Here is a 16,600-nt window from a genome sequence, read left to right on the forward strand (position 1 = left end):
CACGACGATCGTCGTCGTGACAGGGGCCGTCCTCGTTGGGACGGCCGGTCCCCGTTAGAGCTGATCCCGTCGAGGGGATCGATCTCGGTGTGAGAACCGGCTATCTGACCGATTTGCGGTTGAGTGTCCGGGTACCTCGCTAGAAAACGGGTATCGGGCGTGAAGCAATGCTGTGGGCGGGGTTAAGAAAACCGCGATGGACACCCCCGAAGGCGGCCGGGCACAGTGCGTAGGGTTCGGAGTTGAGGGGGAATCCGCGATGAAAGCGCTGGTCAAGGAGAGGGCCGAACCCGGCCTGTGGCTGGTCGACGTACCGGAGCCGTCGGTCGGCGCCGGAGAGGTGCTGATCAAGGTTCTGCGGACCGGGATCTGCGGGACGGATCTGCACATCCGGAGCTTCGACGCCTGGGCCCGGCAGACCCTGCGGACGCCGCTCGTCGTCGGGCACGAGTTCTGCGGCGAGGTCGTCGAGGTGGCGCCGGGCGTGGAGGACATCGCCCCCGGTGATCTGGTCAGCGGCGAGGGGCACCTGGTCTGCGGCAAGTGCCGCAACTGCATGGCCGGACGGCGGCACCTGTGCCGCAGCACGGTCGGGCTGGGGGTCAACCGGAACGGCGCCTTCGCCGAGTACGTGACGCTTCCGGCCTCCAACGTCTGGGTGCACCGGGTCCCGGTGGACCTCGACGTGGCGGCGATCTTCGACCCGTTCGGCAACGCGGTGCACACCGCCCTGACGTTCCCGATGGTCGGCGAGGACGTGCTGATCACCGGGGCCGGGCCGATCGGGCTGATGGCCGCCGCGGTGGCCACCCACGTGGGCGCCCGCAACGTGGTCATCACCGACGTCAGCCACGAACGGCTGGCCATCGCGAACAAGCTGGGCGTCACCCTGGCGCTGAACGTCGCCGAGAAGTCCGTCGCCGACGGCCTGCGTGAACTCGGCATGCGGGAGGGCTTCGACGTGGGACTTGAGATGTCCGGGAACCCGCAGGCGCTCCGCGACATGATCGCCAACATGTCGCACGGCGGGAAGATCGCCATGCTCGGGCTGCCCGCCGAGGAGTTCGCCGTCGACTTCGCGACCATCGTGACCTCGATGATCACCATCAAGGGCATCTACGGCCGGGAGATGTACGAGACCTGGTACGCCATGTCCGTGCTCCTGGAGAAGGGCCTCGACCTCTCCCCCGTGATCACCGACCGATTCTCCTACCGCGATTTCGACGCGGCCTTCGACACCGCCGCCGGTGGCAGGACCGGCAAGGTCATCCTGGACTGGACGGCCTGATGCCCGGCTCCCACCGCGACTTCGACACCGCCGAAGGCGGCGGAATCGGCAAGATCACCTTGGATTGGACCGCCTGATGTTCGACAACGTCCGCGACGACTTCCGTACCACCCTGAACGAGATCGCATCCGCCGGGCTGCTCAAGCCGGAGCGGGTCATCACCACCCCGCAGCGCGCCGACATCGCCGTGGCCGGCGGCGGTGAGGTGCTGAACTTCTGCGCCAACAACTACCTGGGCCTGGCCGACCACCCCGAGGTGATCGCCGCCGCCAAGGAGGCCCTCGACCGCTGGGGCTTCGGGATGGCCTCGGTCCGCTTCATCTGCGGCACCCAGGAGGTGCACAAGGAGCTGGAGGCGCGGCTGTCGGCCTTCCTCGGCCAGGAGGACACCGTTCTCTACAGCTCGTGCTTCGACGCCAACGGCGGCGTCTTCGAGACCCTGCTCGACGAGCGGGACGCGGTGATCTCCGACGCGCTCAACCACGCGAGCGTCATCGACGGCATCCGCCTGTCCAAGGCCCGGCGCCTGCGCTACGCCAACCGTGACCTGGCCGAGCTGGAGGCACGGCTCAAGGAGTCCGCCGACGCCCGGCGCAGGCTGATCGTCACCGACGGCGTCTTCTCCATGGACGGCTACGTCGCGCCGCTGAGGGAGATCTGCGACCTGGCGGAGCGGTACGGGGCCATGGTGATGGTCGACGACTCGCACGCCGTCGGCTTCGTCGGCGAGCACGGCGGAGGCACCCCCGAGCTGCACGGGGTGACCGATCGGGTCGACATCCTCACCGGCACGCTCGGCAAGGCGCTCGGCGGGGCCAGCGGCGGCTACGTCGCGGCCCGCAAGGAGATCTGCGAGCTGCTCCGCCAGCGCTCTCGCCCCTACCTGTTCTCCAACTCCCTGGCCCCGGTGATCGCCGCCGCGTCGCTGCGCGTCCTCGACCTGATCAGCGGCTCGGACGAGGCCCGCCGGCGGCTGCGCGCCAACACCGAGCGGTTCCGCACCGGGATGACCAAGGCCGGGTTCGACATCCTGCCCGGCGACCACCCCATCGTCCCGGTGATGATCGGCGACGCCGCCGAGGCCGCCGCGATGGCCGAACGCCTGCTGGAGCTGGGCGTCTACGTGATCGGCTTCTCCTACCCCGTCGTCCCGCACGGCCAGGCCCGCATCCGGGTCCAGCTCTCGGCGGCCCACTCCACCGAAGACGTGGACCGAGCCCTGGCGGCGTTCGCCACCGCCCGCGGCTGAGCACCCGTCACGGCCCCCGTCGCCGTGACGGGATCGCCGTGACGGATCACCGAGACTCGGAGCGGCCCGCGATCCGCGACAGGTGCAGGGCGAAGGGACTCTCGAACGCCGAGATGGCCGAACGCCCGTACATGTCGGTGGGCGTGGTGAAGGCGCACATCTCCGGCGCGCCGACCAGGCTCGGGCTGAACAACCGGATCCAGCCGGCCGTGTTCGCCCACGACGCGCGGGACTGACCCGCGCGCCGTCCGCCCTCCGGTCAGCTCTCCGCGTTCGGAGCGAACAGGTCGACGCTGTTGCCGTCCGGGTCGTGGATCACCGCGTACCGCTGCCCCCAGAACGCGTCCCACGGCTCCTTGTCCCCTTCGTACCCGAGAAGGACCAGCTGCTCGTACGCCTCGTCCACCTCGGCCGGGGTGTCGAACCGGAACGCCAGCGAGACCCCCTGCCCGTTCCCGGGCCGCCAGTCGGGGTAGAACGAGCGGATCGTCTCGACCGTGTCCCAGGCGAGGCGCAGGCCGCCGGGCAGGACCGCCTCGACGTGCGGCTGCCCGTCGGCCTCCGGCGGCACCTCCAGGCCGAGCAGCCGGTAGAAGGCCAGCGAGCGGCCCATGTCCTCGACGACCATGCCGATGACGTCCAGTTGGGCTTTCATATCGAATTCTCCGATCGCGGGTTCGCGGTGGGATGTCGTGAGGGGTCCTGGATCGCGGGCCGCCCTCGTCTCGGCGAGACACGCGTGACCCCCGGTACGGATCAACCTAGCCCTGCCTCCCCGCCGCGGTCTTGTAGGAAACGGACGTGGTCAGGGGATGGGAACGCGACCCCGGAGGCACTGCGTACGAACGACCTCGGCGAGAATATGGAGGTGCTAGAGACACGGCGGCTCAGGACCCTGCGGGCGGTGGCCGACCACCGCACGGTCACCGCGGCCGCCGCCGCGCTGCACCTGACCCCCTCGGCGGTCTCCCAGCAGCTCGCCGCCCTGGAACACGAGGTGGGCCACCGGCTGCTCGACCGCGACGGCCGGGGCGTACGGCTGACCGCCGTCGGCCGCATCCTGCTGGGCCACACCAACGAGATCCTCGCCCAGCTTGAGCGGGCCGAGGCCGACATCGCCGCCTACACGACCGGTACGGCAGGTGAGGTGAAGGTGGCCTCGTTCGCCACCGCGATCGGGCTCCTGGTGGCCCCGGCCGTCGGCGTACTCCACGGCAAGGCGCCCGGCATCCGGGTACGGGTCCTGGACGCCGAGGGCGACCAGAGCCTCACCATGGTCCTGGACGGCGCGGTGGACGCGGCCGTGGCCGTGGAGTACCGCGGAGCCCCCGCCGAGGACGACCGGCGCCTGTCGCGCATCCCGCTCTACTCCGAACCGTTCGACGTGGTGCTCCCCCGGGACCACGCCCTCGCGGAGCGCGAGGTGACGGTCGCGGATCTGGCCGGGGAGACCTGGATCGGCCCCTATCCGGGCAACCCCTGCCACGACGTGATCGCGCTGGCCTGCGAGCACGCGGGCTTCACCCCCGAGTTCGCCCACTCCTCGGACGACTTCAGCGCGGTGGTCGCGCTGGCCGCCGCCGGGGCCGGGGTGGCGATGGTGCCCCGCCTGGCCCTGCGCGGCACCGACCTGTCCGGCGTCGAGATCCGCCGGGTCGCGGGTCCGGAACGCCGGGTCTTCACCGCCGTACGCCGGGGCGCGGAACGGCACCCCCTGCTCATCCCCCTGCTGGACGCCCTCCGGCACACCGCGACGGCCCTGGACCGGACCTCGTCACCCTAACGGGATCTTCCCTGCCGGGACCGACGGCGTCGCCGACGATGCCAGTGACGATGCCAGTAACGCCCCCCGACCGTCGCCATCAGGGCGACCGCGGTGGCTATCCCTATGATCACCGCATGAAGCACAAGATCCATACCTGTCGCCTGCCCGAAAAGTCCCATTTGGTGACCTCTTCGACAACTGGAGGGCCGGCAGACGCGTGAGCGGGCGTTTTGCCGAGAAAGCTTTACCTGACCGGGCCCGGCCGCTGGAGCGGGAAGCCTCGACGATCTCCACTCAGGCGAGGTATCCGTTCAGGAACGTAGAGCCCCGAGAAGCCCGCACCGGCCGGCCACACCGGGTCCCGCCCGAGCCCGCTCTCCACAAGGAGGCCTGCCGACTCATCAGGCAGATCAAATCAGCCCCTGTGATCGACCTGACCGCCGATATCCACACCTGGCCGGAGAAACCCTCCCCGTGATCTGGGTGACTTCGCATCTTCGCGACGCAGATCCGCTGGCTAGTATCACGACGTGACGGATGACGCCCTCCATGACCACGCCATTGACGCCTTCATCGCGGCGACCAATGCCGATGACCCGGCGCGGCGGGCCACGCTGCTGAGCCGTGCCCTTACCGGCGACGTCGTCTTCTGGGGGCCGCTGGGCCGGGGTGTCGGGCGCAAGGCGGTCGAGGACTTCATCACCGAGGTGGTGCAGGGGCACCCGTCGGGCCCCTGCCTGATGGTCCGTACGACCCGGGTGGACGCGCCCGGGGAGTGGGCGCGTTTCGGGTGGCGCTACGAGGACGCCTCCGGCCGGAGCCTGCTGACCGGGATGGACGTGGTGCACGTCACCGTCGAGGGCGACATCGACGAAATAGTGATCTTCGCCGACCCTCCGGAGTGAGTTCCGATTCACCTGAGTGCTGAACGCGCTCCAGCACATCGCGACGACACCGCGCCGGGCCCGTCTCCGCGAGGTTGATATTCGGTATGACCGAAGATGTGTTCGGCCCACGCGAAGCGTCGTGGTGCCCATCGCTCCCACGTGGCGGCGCCCGTGAGCCAGGATCCGGCACTGGGATGAGACCCCCGGCGGGGTGCTCCAACGGGGGAAGCGGAGCTGGAACGGCACATGCCGCAGGTTCTTCGTGGGGGACGACCCGCGTGCCGCTACCCGCCGGAGGTGGTTCGAGCTCCCAGCGGGTGCCGGGAGCGGCGCGTCACCTCGGCTGAGCGGACCTGCCGATCCAGGAGTATGCGCAGGTCACCAGAGATCACCACTTTCCGCCAACCTACGGGTTTCGGACGGGTTGCCGAGGTGCGACCGGTGACACATGAAGTTTCATGCGAACCATTGACGGCGGATGAACGCCACACCTACATTGAACCATCGGATCGCTGAGTGATCCGATGGTTCACTGCAAGCGATGAACGCCTGCACCGTGACATGTCTCTCCCCACGACCCGGAGAGTGAACCCGCATGACGGCCATGAAGAGCCCCCCCATAGCATCCATCGCCCCGGGCCCCCCGCCAAAGCGGGAGGCCCCAATCACGGACACAGCCTCGGCGGCCTTGCGATCCCGACTCACAAGCGGGGTGGTCGGCCTTGCTGTTGTGGCCTTCCTTGCCGCTCTCTGGGAGGGCTACAAGGCGCTGGGCCAGGCGACAGGCGATCGACTGCTCGGATTACCATTCCCAGTCGCGACCGACGATCTGTCCATGCCGCACGTCGGCACGATCCTAGGCGCGCTGGTGGAACCCGCCCGGCGCGGGAACCCGACCAGCCTGGGCGTGTACCTTCTCGGGGAAGCCTCTGTGACGCTGCGTGAAGCCGCCTACGGCCTGGTGGCCGGATCGCTCCTCGGGCTGGCGCTCGCCATCGTCTTCCTCCACATCCCTCCGGTCTCGCGTGGCCTCATGCCGTGGCTGATCGCCTCGCAGACCATTCCGCTGGTCGCCATCGCCCCGATGATCGTCATCTGGGGCGGCAAGGCGGGACTGCCACCGTGGGTCGCGGTCACCGGCATCGCGGCGTACCTGGCGTTCTTTCCCGTGACGATCAACGCGTTGCGAGGACTCAAGTCACCGCCGAAGGTGCAGACGGAGTTCATGCGCAGCGTGGGCGCCGGGAGGCTCCAGTTCCTGTTCTGGCTCCGCCTGCCCGCGGCGCTGCCGTACGTCTTCGCGGGGCTACGACTCGCCGCCACGGCCAGTGTCGTCGGCGCCATCGTGGGCGAGTTGTCGGCCGGCACGGGACGAGGAATCGGCCGAGCCATCCTCACCTTCGCCTACTACTACTCGAACGGCCCCGAGAAGCTGTACGCCGCCGTCCTTGTCGCGGCCGTCACGGGGATCGTGTTCGTCCAGCTCCTCAGCTGGATCGAGCGATTCGCCCTCCGTAACCGGCACACCCGATGACCGCCATCTCTCTTCCGATCCCTGGAGAGCCCACGATGCCTGAATCCGCAATCATCAGTGTCAGCGGCGTCACGAAGCAGTTCAACAGCGGGACAGACCGTTCCGTAACGGCGCTGGCGGACATTGACCTGTCCATCGCCGAAGGCGAGTTCGTGTCGCTGCTGGGTCCGAGCGGCTGCGGGAAGAGCACGCTCCTGCGGATCATGGCGGACCTCACCCAACCCACCAGCGGTTCCGTGAGTTTGAACGGCAAAGCACCCGACACCGCACGGCGAGACCGTGACTACGGGATGGTCTTCCAGCAGGCCGGCCTGTTCGACTGGCGAAACGTCCAGCGCAACGTGGAGTTACCGCTTCAGGTCGCCGGCGTGGCCAAGCAGACTCGGCGGGCCAAGGCCACGTCCATGCTCGAACTCGTCCGCCTGTCCGAGTTCGCTCACCACTTCCCGTGGCAGCTTTCCGGCGGCATGCAGCAGCGAGTGGCGATCGCCCGGGCACTGTCCGCGGATCCGAAGATCCTTTTCATGGACGAACCACTTGGCGCACTTGACGAGATGAACCGGGAACGCCTCCAGGGTGAGCTCCTCCGGATCTGGTCCGACACGGGGACGACCGTCGTCTTCGTGACGCACAGCATCTCAGAGGCCGTGTTCCTGTCGTCGCGGATCGTGGTGATGTCCCCTCGTCCTGGGCGGATCGCCGCCAGCATCGACGTCGATCTGCCCTACCCGCGTTCCGCCGCCACCCGCACGACACCCGAGTACTTCAAAAAGATCACTGAGGTCAGGTCCGCTCTGCATGGCATGTCAGTCGCCCAGGACGCGCCATGAGCGTCCGTACCGGAAGCAGGCTTTCGATGCCGATCACCGCTGGGCGGGCCGGGGCGACCACCAGGCGAGGACTGCCGGTCCTGGTCACCGCGGTCGTCATCCTGGGCGCCTGGCAGCTTGTGGTGCGGCTGTTCCAGGTCCCGTCGTTCATCCTGCCCGCGCCGAGTGAAATCGCCTCAGCGCTGGCATCGCAGCTCCCGACGATCCTCTCGGCCTCGGAGATCACCGTTAAGGCGGTCCTGCTCGGCCTCGTTCTCGGGTCCGTCGCCGGCATCCTCGTCGCGCTGGTGGTCAGCCGCTTCCACAAGGTGGCGGGCCCGGTTCTGGCGATGGCCGTGATCGTCAACTGCGCTCCCATCGTCGCGCTGGCGCCGATCTTCAACAACTGGTTCGGCGTGACCAGTATCGTCTCCAAGGCCGGCGTCGCATCGGTCATGGTGTTCTTTCCCGTCCTGGTCAACACGGCCAGGGGTCTGCTCCAGATTTCACCGCTGCACCTGGAGCTCATGGAGTCGCTGGCGGCACAACCGCGACAGATCTCCCTGATGTTGCGACTCCCCAACGCGTTGCCCTATCTCTTCAACGCGCTCAAGCTCGGGTCCACCCTGGCCGTCATCGGCGTCATCGTGACCGAGTACTTCGGGGGTCCAAGCAATGCGCTCGGGGTGTACATCGCCTATCAGGCGGCCTTGCCGCGCTTCGCCGAAGCATGGGCAGGGATCTTCGTAGCCAGCCTGCTCGGGCTCGCGATGTTCGGACTGATGTCGCTGCTCGAGCGTCTTTTGATGCCCTGGCACGAGTCGATTCACAGCGACGAGGCGTGATCTCCCGTCGTTCCCCCCACGATTATCTCCTTGAAGGAGTCACAATGCCCCGCTCCCTTCGGCGCCTCGCGCGCCCACGAGTCAATCGCCTCATCGCCGGCGCCTTGGTGGCCGCCGCCACGCTCTCCCTGTCCGCCTGTGGCATGTCGGAGGAGACCACGGCGTCCGGGTCCGGCGCGGGGAACACCGCGTCGTGCCAGACGCGAACCCCGATCAGGCTCGTCCTCCAGTGGGTGGCGCAGTCGCAGTTCGCCGGCTACTACGCCGCCAAGGAGAAGGGCTACTACGCCGACGAGTGTCTCGATGTGACCATCCAGGAGGGTGGCGTCAACATCGTGCCGCAGCAGGTGTTGTCGGCGGGCAACGCGGAGTTCGCGGTCAGCCACGTCACCAAGACGATGGTCACCCGGGAGCAGGGGGCCGACCTCGTCAACATCGGCCAGGTGTTCCAGCGCGGCGCTTACCTGCAGGTCGCCTGGGCGGACTCGGGCATCAAGCAGCTCGCGGACCTCAAGGGCAAGAAGGTGGGCAGCTGGGGGTTCGGCAACGAGCTGGTGTTGTTCGCGGCGATGAGGGGCGCCGGCGTCGACCCGGCCAAGGACGTCACCGTCGTGCAGCAGCCGTTCGACATGTCGCTGCTGCTGAAGCGTGAGGTCGACGCGGCCCAGGCCAAGACCTACAACGAGTACGCCCAGCTGCTGGAGACCATCAACCCCAAGACCGGTGCGCTGTACAAGCCGGAGGACTTCTCGGCCATCAGCCTTCAGGACTCGGGATACACGAGCCTTGAGGACGGCATCTACGCGCGTGGCGACTGGCTGGCCAAGGATGCCAACAAGGACATCGCCGTGAAGTTCCTCAAGGCGACGTACAAGGGCTGGGGCTTCTGCCGGGACGACCTGGACGGCTGTGTCGAGGTCGTCCTCAACAACGGCAGCGCGCTCGGCAAGGGCCACCAGACGTGGATGCTGAACGAGGTCAACAAGCTCGTGTGGCCTTCACCTGCCGGTATCGGGACCATCGACCAGAAGGCATGGGACCAGACCATCAAGATCGCGGTCGACGCCAAGGTGCTCAAGGCCGACCCTGGTGAGGGCGCCTTCCGCGGGGACCTCACCGAGAAGGCGGACCAGGAACTGAAGGCGGAGGGATTCGACGTCACCGGCGATGGCTACAAGCCGGGGACCGTAGAGCTCACCGCCGGGGGCAAGTAGCAGGCGATGTCCGTGCGTTACGCGGCATAAGTCCGCGTAAGGCACGGACAACAGTCGGCGAGCCTGCCACGATGATGGCCGCAACTGTCGATCACATCACCTCACCTCAACGGAGAAGACAATGGCACCAAGTGAAGCGGGACTTGTCCGTCGGACTATCTGGCTGCTTCGTGCCGTGGCCGCCCACCCAGAGGGCGTCGGGCTCAGCGAGGTCGCCAGGGAGGCCGGCATCCCCAAGGCGACGTGCTACCGCGTGCTCACCGTCCTCGAACGGGAGAGCTGGCTGACACTTGATCCGGACACTCGGCGTTATCGGGTCTCACTCGGCCTTCTCTCGATCGTCGGGGGACTGCTGGACAGCGACGGCGCTTACGGCCACATGCGCGGCGTCCTGCGGCAGCTCGCCGAGGAGACCAAGGAGACCTCCGGTTTCGACGTGCTCCTGCCGCCCAACGTCATGGTCGTCGCACAGGTTGCGGGGCCCTCGCTGATCGGGCAGACGCTCAAACCTGTCCCGCGGACCCAGCCCGTGTGGGCGACCTCGACCGGCAAGGTGCTGCTCGCCGCCCTCGATCCGGAGGCGGTGCGGACGGATTTCGCAGCCGAGTTCTCGGAGAAGGCGCCCGCGGAGCTGGGAGGTCTGGACGCGTTCATCGAGTCACTGGACTCGGTGCGCCGCAACGGCTTCGCCCTCGCCTACGACGAGCTCGAAGTCGGCGCGGCATCCGTGGCCGCGCCGGTACGGGTCCGGGACTCGACGCCCTACGCGGTGTGGATCGGCGGCCCCACCTATCGCATCACGCGTGACCGTATCGATTCGGTGGCGGAGTCGGTGATCAAGGCCGCTCGAGGGCTGAGTGAACTGCTGAGCGTCACAGACATCATCCTGCCGAGTGCCCTGACCGGGCGCTAGGCCACCAACTGATCGGCGCCAAGGGGCGCGACAAAGGAGTTCGCCCATGACATCTCTTACCGACACGATCGCCGCGGCCGAAAGCATTGCCGACAGTGTGCCGAAAGGCGTGTTCGTCGGCGGCGAGTGGCGTGGGTCCGGCTCCGGCGCCGTGCTTGCCGTCGACGACCCCGGCACCGGCCAGACGATCGCCGAGGTCGCCGACGCCGGGGTCGAGGATGGTCTGGCGGCTCTCTCGGCCGCTGTCGACGCGCAGGCGTCCTGGGCTGCCACGCCACCTCGTGAACGAGGGGAGATCCTGCGACGGGCGTTCGAGCAGATCCTCGCCCGCAGGGACGATCTCGCGCGGCTCATGACGCTGGAGATGGGTAAGCCGCTGGCCGAATCGCAAGCCGAGGTCGCGTACGCGGCCGAGTTCTTCCGGTGGTTCTCGGAGGAGGCCGTCCGCATCGACGGCGGCTACCTGGTCGCCCCCGGCGGCGGGTCGCGCGTGGTCGTGACCCGGCAGCCGGTCGGCCCCAGCCTGCTGGTGACCCCGTGGAACTTTCCCATGGCGATGGGCACTCGCAAGATCGGGCCCGCACTCGCGGCCGGTTGCACGGTGGTGGTCAAGCCGGCACGACAGACACCGCTGTCGATGCTCGCGCTGGTGGGGATCCTCCAGGATGTCGGCCTGCCGTCCGGGGTGGTCAACGTCTTCACCACATCGAGGTCGGGAGAGGTGACGTCGGCGCTGCTGCGCGATTCGCGACTGCGCAAGCTTTCGTTCACCGGTTCAACGGAGGTCGGCCGCACCCTGCTCGCGCAGTGCTCGGACAAGGTGCTGCGCACCTCGATGGAGCTCGGTGGGAACGCGCCGTTCATCGTCTTCGACGACGCCGACCTCGATCTGGCGGTCGAGGGTGCGGTTCAGGCCAAGATGCGCAACATCGGGGAGGCATGCACGGCCGCGAACAGGTTCTACGTCCAGAGGGGAGTCGCCCAGGACTTCAGCGAGGCGCTCGCCGAACGGCTGGGCTCGTTGACCGTGGGCCATGGGCTCGACCCGTCGACGCAGGTGGGCCCCCTGATCGACCAGGGCGCCCTCGCCGGCGTGGCCGAGCTGGTCGACGAGGCACGAGCCGCCGGAGCCGAAGTGCTGACCGGCGGTGAGGCGCTGGCCGGCGGCGGCAACTTCTACCGGCCGACCGTCCTCACCGGGGTGCCCCACGGCGTCCGGACCGTTCGCGAGGAGATCTTCGGCCCGGTCGCGCCGGTCATCGTCTTCGACGAGGAGGACGACGCGGTCGCCATGGCCAACGACACGGAGTACGGTCTCGCGGCGTACGTCTTCACGGAACGCCTCGATCGAGGGCTGCGCGTCTGCGAGCGCCTCGAGAGCGGCATGGTCGGCCTCAACCAGGGCGTGATCTCCAACCCGGCGGCTCCCTTCGGCGGGGTCAAGCAATCCGGTCTGGGGCGTGAGGGCGGCCGGGTCGGGATAGACGAGTACCTCGAGGTCAAGTACATGTCCATCAGGGCGCCGTGGTGACCGAGTTCATCCTCGCGGGCGTGCAATTACGCCCGCGCATCGGTGACATCGCCGGCAACATCGAGCGATCGTCGAAGTGGATCACGAAAGCGGCCGAGGCCGGTGCGCGGCTCGTCGTCCTTCCCGAGGCGTCCTCCGCCGGGTACGTCTTCGCGGACCGTGCCGAGGCCCTCCGGTACGCCGAGGACATACCCGGAGGACCGGCCTGCTCGGCCTGGGCCGCACTCGCCCAGAAGCACCAACTCTGGATCGTCGCCGGTGTCACCGAACGGGAGGGCGGCCGGCCGTACAACTCGGCCGTGCTGATAGGCCCGGACGGGCACGTCGGGACGTTCCGCAAGGCCCATCTCTGGAACGACGAGAAGGCCATCTACGGCCGCAACGAGGCGGGGTTTCCGGTTTTCGACACGCCGCTGGGACGGATCGGAGTGGGGATCTGCTACGACGCGTGGTTCCCCGAGACCTTCCGCAGCGCGGCTCTCCAAGGCGCCGACCTGATCGTTCTTCCCTCTAATTGGGTCCCCGTGCCGGGCCAGCCGGCCGATGTGCCGGCCATGGCCAACCTCATGTGCATGACCGGCGCGCACAGCAACCAGTCCTATGTCGCGGGCGTGAGCCGGGTGGGTGTCGAGCGTGGCCAGGAGTTCGTCGGGAGATCGGTGATCGTCGGCCCCGACGGCTGGATCCTCGCGGGTCCCGCGAGCAACGACGGCGAAGAGCTGTTGCTCGCCGAGATCGACCTCATCGGGTCGCGAGAAGCCCGGCACGGCAACCCGTTCAACCAGCCGCTGGCGGACCGCCGCCCTGATCTCTACGTGACCCGCGACGCGCGGTGTGCCCAGAACGGTCGACGGGACTGATCCCGCCGCCGCGGCCACAAACGGGAGACTGCTTTCCATCTGCGAAATCCCTTGACACAATCCCCACCCGTCATCAGAATTTGAACCAATGGTTCACCAGATGAACCACTCAGGGAGGCAAAGTGAGCATCCAGGTCCGCAAGATCATCAAGCATCTCGAGGAGACCATGCTCGAGAACGGGCACCCGGTCGAGCGCCTGCATCGGGTCGCATTCGTCGGTGCGGTGATCGCCAACCCATACCCGAGCGAGTACGTCGAGGACCTGGTGACGCTCGCTGACGAGCTGGGCGAGGAGATCGGGCAACTTGTCGGCCCGGCCTGCGTGGACCTGCTCGGTGACGAGGTGGAGGCGTTCGGCAAGGCGGCGCTCGTCGGCATCGACGGTGAGGTCGAGCACGGCTCGGCCCTGATCCACAACCTCCGGTTCGGCAACGTCTTCCGCAAGGCGGCCGGCGGCACCGAACTTCTGCCCGCCGCCGAGAAGGTCGGTCTCCCAGGCAGCCCCATCGACATCCCGCTCAAGCACAAGCTCGACTCGAAGACCCGATCGCACCATCAGACGGTGACCTTCCAGGTGTCCGACGTCCCTCGCCCCCGCGAGATCCTCGTGATCTGCGCGGCCGCCAACGCCGGTCGTCCCCTGGCCCGCCTGGCCGTGTTCGGCGCCGAGACGAAGACCCAGTGACACCTACGGGACGAGAGAAGGCGATCCGATGACCGTCATCGACGCGCAGACGTGGACCGGCCAGCGCGTGCAGGAGGCCGACAAGGAGTACGTCATTCACTCCTGGTCGGTCCAGGGCGCGCTCAACCCCATTCCGGTTGCCGGAGGCTCGGGCTCCTGGTTCTGGGACTACGAAGGCCGCAAGTACCTCGACTTCCAATCGCAGCTGGTCAATCTCAACCTCGGACACCAGCACCCGAGGCTGGTCGAGGCCATTCGCAGCCAGGCTGAACAGCTGTGCTACATCGGCCCCGGTTTCGCCGAGCGGTCCCGGGCGGAGCTGGCCGAGATGCTGGCCGGGCTGACGCCCGGTGACCTGAAGATGAGCTTCTTCACCACCGGTGGTGCGGCAGCCAACGAGAACGCCGTGCGCCTCGCCCGTCACGTGACCGGCCGCCAGAAGATCGTGGCTCGCTACCGCTCCTATCACGGGGCGACCGCGGGGGCCATCGCGCTGACCGGGGACCCGCGTCGCTGGGCGGCGGAGCCGGGCATGACCGGCGTGGTGCGGATGCTCGATCCGTACACGTACCGCTGTCCCGCGGGCCACCCCGACCCGTGCCCTGTCTGCTCAGGGGGACCGCACCTGGAGGAGATCCTCCAATACGAGAACCCCAACACCGTGGCCGCCGTGATCGTCGAGCCGGTGACCGGAACGAACGGACTTCTGTACCCGCCTGACGGATACCTCCGCTCCCTTCGGGAGGTCTGCGACCGGTACGGCATCCTGCTCATCTTCGACGAGGTCATGTCGGGATTCGGCCGGACGGGCGAATGGTTCGCCTGCGACCACTGGGCTGTCGCCCCGGACATCCTCACCACCGCGAAGGGGCTCAACTCCGGTTACGTCCCGCTGGGTGCGATGACCGTGTCAGAGAAGATCTCCGACTGGTTGCGCGACAACATGTTCTGGGGCGGTCTCACCTACGCGGGACACCCGCTCGCCTGTGCCTCCGGTGTCGCCTCTCTGCGCATCATGCAGGACGAGGGTGTCGTCGAGAACGCCCGGCTCATGGGCCGGCGGCTCGGCGAAGGGCTGGCGTCCCTGGCGGACAGGCACCCGAGCATCGGTGACATTCGTGGCCGTGGCCTCTTCTACGGAGTAGAGCTCGTCAGGGACCGGGCGACGCGCGAACCGCTCGTGCCGTTCAACGCCAAGGGCCCCGCGGCCGCACCGGTGAGTCGCATCCTCAAGGCGGCGATGGAGCGTGGCCTGTACCTCACGGCGAACTTCAACGTGCTGCGCCTGACCCCGCCCCTGATCATCCGCGAGTCGGAGATCGACCTGGCTCTCGAAGTGCTGGACGAGGTGCTCACGCTGGCCGACGAGCACTACACCGGCTGATCAGACTGACCACCCAGCTGGTGTGGCCGGCCGTTCAAGAAGGAGAACGATGGGATCGACACTCATCAAAGGCGGTACCGTCGTCAACGCCGACGCCGCCGTCCGGGCCGATGTTCTGGTGCGCGACGGGCTCGTTGTCGCACTCGGGTTCGGCGACGGCTGGTCGGCCGACAAGGTCATCGACGCGACCGGGAAACTCGTCCTCCCCGGCGGGATCGATGTGCACACGCATCTGGAATACCCGATCGACGGCTTCACGACCCGAACGGCGGATGACTTCCACAGCGGCACGATCGCGGCCGCACACGGCGGGACGACGACGGTCATCGATTTCGTGAAGAAGGAGCCCGACAACTCCCTCCTCGACTCGTATATGCGTCGCCGGGACGTGGCCGCTGAGAAGGCCGTCGTCGACTTCGGGTTGCACGCCATAGTGCCGCCGCGTGACCAGCAGGAGAACGTGCTGGACGACTTGCGCCGCCTGGCCGGAGAGGGCGCGTCGAGCTGGAAGTTCTTCATGGCCTACCCCGGCACGCAGATGGTCGACGACGGCCAACTGCTCGAAGGCTTCGAACTCGCGGTCGAGTACGGCGTGCTGCCGATGGTGCATGCCGAGAACGGCCACATGGTGGCCCGAGAGACCCGCTTGCTGATCGAGAGTGGACGTACAGCGGAGAATTACCACACCACAGCGCACGGCCACGAGTCCGAAGCCGAAGCGGTGCATCGGGCGATCGTCCTGGCGGACTCCGTCGGCAGTCCCCTCTACGTGGTGCATGTCTCCAGCGCGACGGCCGCGGCGGAGATCGGCCAGGCGAGGGGGCAGGGCTCGCTGGTGTGGGGGGAGACGTGCCCGCAGTATCTCGCGGTCGCGTACGAGGACTACGCCGAGCTTGGCGAGAAAGCCGCCGCTTACCTCTGCTCGCCGCCGATCCGGGAGCGCGGCAACCAGGAGGGCCTGTGGCAGGCGCTCACCGTGGGGGCGCTGTCGACGGTGGCCACCGACCACGCGGGTTTCTGCCTGGAGCAACCCGACGATCTCCCCCCGCAGAAACTGCGAAGCCCCGGGTACTTCCCGAAGGTTCCCAACGGGGTTCCGGGAGTCGAGGACCGGCTCATGGTTCTCTGGGAGACAGGAGTCAAGACGGGCCGGATCGACATGTGCAGGTTCGTCGACCTTGTGGCGACGCGTCCGGCCAAGTTGTTCGGACTCTTCCCACACAAGGGTCTGGTAGCCGTGGGTGCGGACGCCGACCTCCTCGTTTGGGACCCCGCGGCGGACCACGTCATCACCACGGCGGGTTCGCACATGCGCACGGACTACAACCTCTACGACGGCATGCGGGTGACCGGACGACCGGTCCACGTGTTCTCCCGCGGCCATCACCTCGTCAACGACGGAGCCTTCGACGGGAAGCCCGGTCGTGGATCCTTCCTTACCCGGGGCAAGCCCCACCTCTTCTGACCCCCGACTGATCGGAGTTCTCCGGATGTCAACGACCCCCTCCTGAAGGAGGGGGCTTGAGGTGCAGCGATGCGTCTTGAAGCCCCGCGTTGACCAGCCCGAGTCGATCACCTAGAAGGAGGTGCATTCGATTGACTACGTTTCACGTAGGCCAGCAGACCCACCAGCGG

At 67.7% G+C, this 16,600-nt stretch carries 16 protein-coding genes; 15 read left to right on the forward strand and 1 reads right to left on the reverse strand.

What is annotated here, in order from left to right; all coding sequences use genetic code 11:
- Positions 1 to 259: 259 nt before the first annotated feature.
- The 3 genes from tdh (at position 260) to ABZ260_RS28335 (ending at position 2,773) form a co-directional block, all read left to right on the forward strand.
- Positions 260 to 1,288, forward strand: coding sequence for an L-threonine 3-dehydrogenase (tdh, locus tag ABZ260_RS28325; protein ID WP_355623757.1), 1,029 nt, complete (start codon positions 260 to 262; stop codon positions 1,286 to 1,288).
- Positions 1,289 to 1,364: 76 nt separating this feature from the next.
- Positions 1,365 to 2,537: a glycine C-acetyltransferase gene (locus ABZ260_RS28330; RefSeq protein ID WP_355623760.1), complete on the forward strand. Its 1,173-nt coding sequence runs from the start codon at positions 1,365 to 1,367 to the stop codon at positions 2,535 to 2,537.
- 38 nt (positions 2,538 to 2,575) lie between these two features.
- Positions 2,576 to 2,773: a hypothetical protein gene (locus tag ABZ260_RS28335; RefSeq protein WP_355623763.1), complete on the forward strand. Its 198-nt coding sequence runs from the start codon at positions 2,576 to 2,578 to the stop codon at positions 2,771 to 2,773.
- A 23-nt stretch (positions 2,774 to 2,796) separates the two neighbouring features.
- Here ABZ260_RS28335 and ABZ260_RS28340 read toward each other — a convergent pair whose 3' ends face one another.
- The gene (locus ABZ260_RS28340; protein WP_355623766.1) at positions 2,797 to 3,192 is read right to left on the reverse strand and encodes a VOC family protein; all 396 of its coding nucleotides are present in this window, start codon (positions 3,190 to 3,192) and stop codon (positions 2,797 to 2,799) included.
- Positions 3,193 to 3,405: 213 nt separating this feature from the next.
- On the opposite strand from ABZ260_RS28340, the gene ABZ260_RS28345 reads away from it, so the two are divergent.
- From ABZ260_RS28345 to hydA, 12 genes are all read left to right on the forward strand, one after another.
- A complete protein-coding gene (locus ABZ260_RS28345; protein WP_355623769.1) occupies positions 3,406 to 4,320 on the forward strand; it encodes a LysR family transcriptional regulator in 915 nt (304 codons plus the stop codon).
- 512 nt (positions 4,321 to 4,832) lie between these two features.
- Positions 4,833 to 5,207, forward strand: coding sequence for a nuclear transport factor 2 family protein (locus ABZ260_RS28350; protein ID WP_355623772.1), 375 nt, complete (start codon positions 4,833 to 4,835; stop codon positions 5,205 to 5,207).
- A gap of 913 nt (positions 5,208 to 6,120) precedes the next feature.
- Positions 6,121 to 6,723 (forward strand): ABC transporter permease subunit, encoded by a 603-nt coding sequence (locus ABZ260_RS28355; protein ID WP_355623775.1) that lies wholly within the window; start codon positions 6,121 to 6,123, stop codon positions 6,721 to 6,723.
- 35 nt (positions 6,724 to 6,758) lie between these two features.
- Positions 6,759 to 7,553: an ABC transporter ATP-binding protein gene (locus ABZ260_RS28360; RefSeq protein ID WP_350955196.1), complete on the forward strand. Its 795-nt coding sequence runs from the start codon at positions 6,759 to 6,761 to the stop codon at positions 7,551 to 7,553.
- Positions 7,550 to 8,377, forward strand: a complete 828-nt coding sequence (locus tag ABZ260_RS28365) for an ABC transporter permease (protein WP_355623778.1) — start codon at positions 7,550 to 7,552, stop codon at positions 8,375 to 8,377. The genes ABZ260_RS28360 and ABZ260_RS28365 overlap by 4 nt, the downstream gene beginning before the upstream one ends.
- Positions 8,378 to 8,421: 44 nt before the next feature.
- Positions 8,422 to 9,591, forward strand: a complete 1,170-nt coding sequence (locus ABZ260_RS28370) for an ABC transporter substrate-binding protein (protein WP_355623781.1) — start codon at positions 8,422 to 8,424, stop codon at positions 9,589 to 9,591.
- A 121-nt stretch (positions 9,592 to 9,712) separates the two neighbouring features.
- Positions 9,713 to 10,504 (forward strand): IclR family transcriptional regulator, encoded by a 792-nt coding sequence (locus tag ABZ260_RS28375; RefSeq protein WP_355623784.1) that lies wholly within the window; start codon positions 9,713 to 9,715, stop codon positions 10,502 to 10,504.
- A 46-nt stretch (positions 10,505 to 10,550) separates the two neighbouring features.
- Complete coding sequence (locus ABZ260_RS28380; RefSeq protein WP_355623787.1) at positions 10,551 to 12,035, forward strand: NAD-dependent succinate-semialdehyde dehydrogenase; 1,485 nt, start codon at positions 10,551 to 10,553, stop codon at positions 12,033 to 12,035.
- Positions 12,032 to 12,895, forward strand: coding sequence for a nitrilase family protein (locus ABZ260_RS28385; protein ID WP_355623790.1), 864 nt, complete (start codon positions 12,032 to 12,034; stop codon positions 12,893 to 12,895). Before ABZ260_RS28380 ends, ABZ260_RS28385 begins: the two co-directional genes overlap by 4 nt.
- A 122-nt stretch (positions 12,896 to 13,017) precedes the next feature.
- On the forward strand, positions 13,018 to 13,581 hold the full coding sequence (locus ABZ260_RS28390; RefSeq protein ID WP_355623793.1) for an amino acid synthesis family protein: 564 nt from the start codon (positions 13,018 to 13,020) through the stop codon (positions 13,579 to 13,581).
- A 28-nt stretch (positions 13,582 to 13,609) separates the two neighbouring features.
- On the forward strand, positions 13,610 to 14,965 hold the full coding sequence (locus tag ABZ260_RS28395; protein ID WP_355623796.1) for an aminotransferase class III-fold pyridoxal phosphate-dependent enzyme: 1,356 nt from the start codon (positions 13,610 to 13,612) through the stop codon (positions 14,963 to 14,965).
- Between the two features lie 49 nt (positions 14,966 to 15,014).
- The gene (hydA, locus tag ABZ260_RS28400; RefSeq protein ID WP_355623799.1) at positions 15,015 to 16,430 is read left to right on the forward strand and encodes a dihydropyrimidinase; all 1,416 of its coding nucleotides are present in this window, start codon (positions 15,015 to 15,017) and stop codon (positions 16,428 to 16,430) included.
- Positions 16,431 to 16,600: the final 170 nt, after the last annotated feature.

This window comes from Streptosporangium sp. NPDC006013 (assembly GCF_040614275.1).
Taxonomy (GTDB): Bacteria; Actinomycetota; Actinomycetes; order Streptosporangiales; family Streptosporangiaceae; genus Streptosporangium.

What these genes read in the sequence shown, in the direction of transcription:
- tdh (WP_355623757.1), top strand. Translation starts at nt 260, where the DNA reads ATGAAAGCGCTGGTCAAGGAGAGGGCCGAACCCGGCCTGTGGCTGGTC.
- ABZ260_RS28330 (WP_355623760.1), top strand. Translation starts at nt 1,365, where the DNA reads ATGTTCGACAACGTCCGCGACGACTTCCGTACCACCCTGAACGAGATC.
- ABZ260_RS28340 (WP_355623766.1), bottom strand. Translation starts at nt 3,192, where the DNA reads ATGAAAGCCCAACTGGACGTCATCGGCATGGTCGTCGAGGACATGGGC.
- ABZ260_RS28360 (WP_350955196.1), top strand. Translation starts at nt 6,759, where the DNA reads ATGCCTGAATCCGCAATCATCAGTGTCAGCGGCGTCACGAAGCAGTTC.
- ABZ260_RS28365 (WP_355623778.1), top strand. Translation starts at nt 7,550, where the DNA reads ATGAGCGTCCGTACCGGAAGCAGGCTTTCGATGCCGATCACCGCTGGG.
- ABZ260_RS28370 (WP_355623781.1), top strand. Translation starts at nt 8,422, where the DNA reads ATGCCCCGCTCCCTTCGGCGCCTCGCGCGCCCACGAGTCAATCGCCTC.
- ABZ260_RS28375 (WP_355623784.1), top strand. Translation starts at nt 9,713, where the DNA reads ATGGCACCAAGTGAAGCGGGACTTGTCCGTCGGACTATCTGGCTGCTT.
- ABZ260_RS28380 (WP_355623787.1), top strand. Translation starts at nt 10,551, where the DNA reads ATGACATCTCTTACCGACACGATCGCCGCGGCCGAAAGCATTGCCGAC.
- ABZ260_RS28395 (WP_355623796.1), top strand. Translation starts at nt 13,610, where the DNA reads ATGACCGTCATCGACGCGCAGACGTGGACCGGCCAGCGCGTGCAGGAG.
- hydA (WP_355623799.1), top strand. Translation starts at nt 15,015, where the DNA reads ATGGGATCGACACTCATCAAAGGCGGTACCGTCGTCAACGCCGACGCC.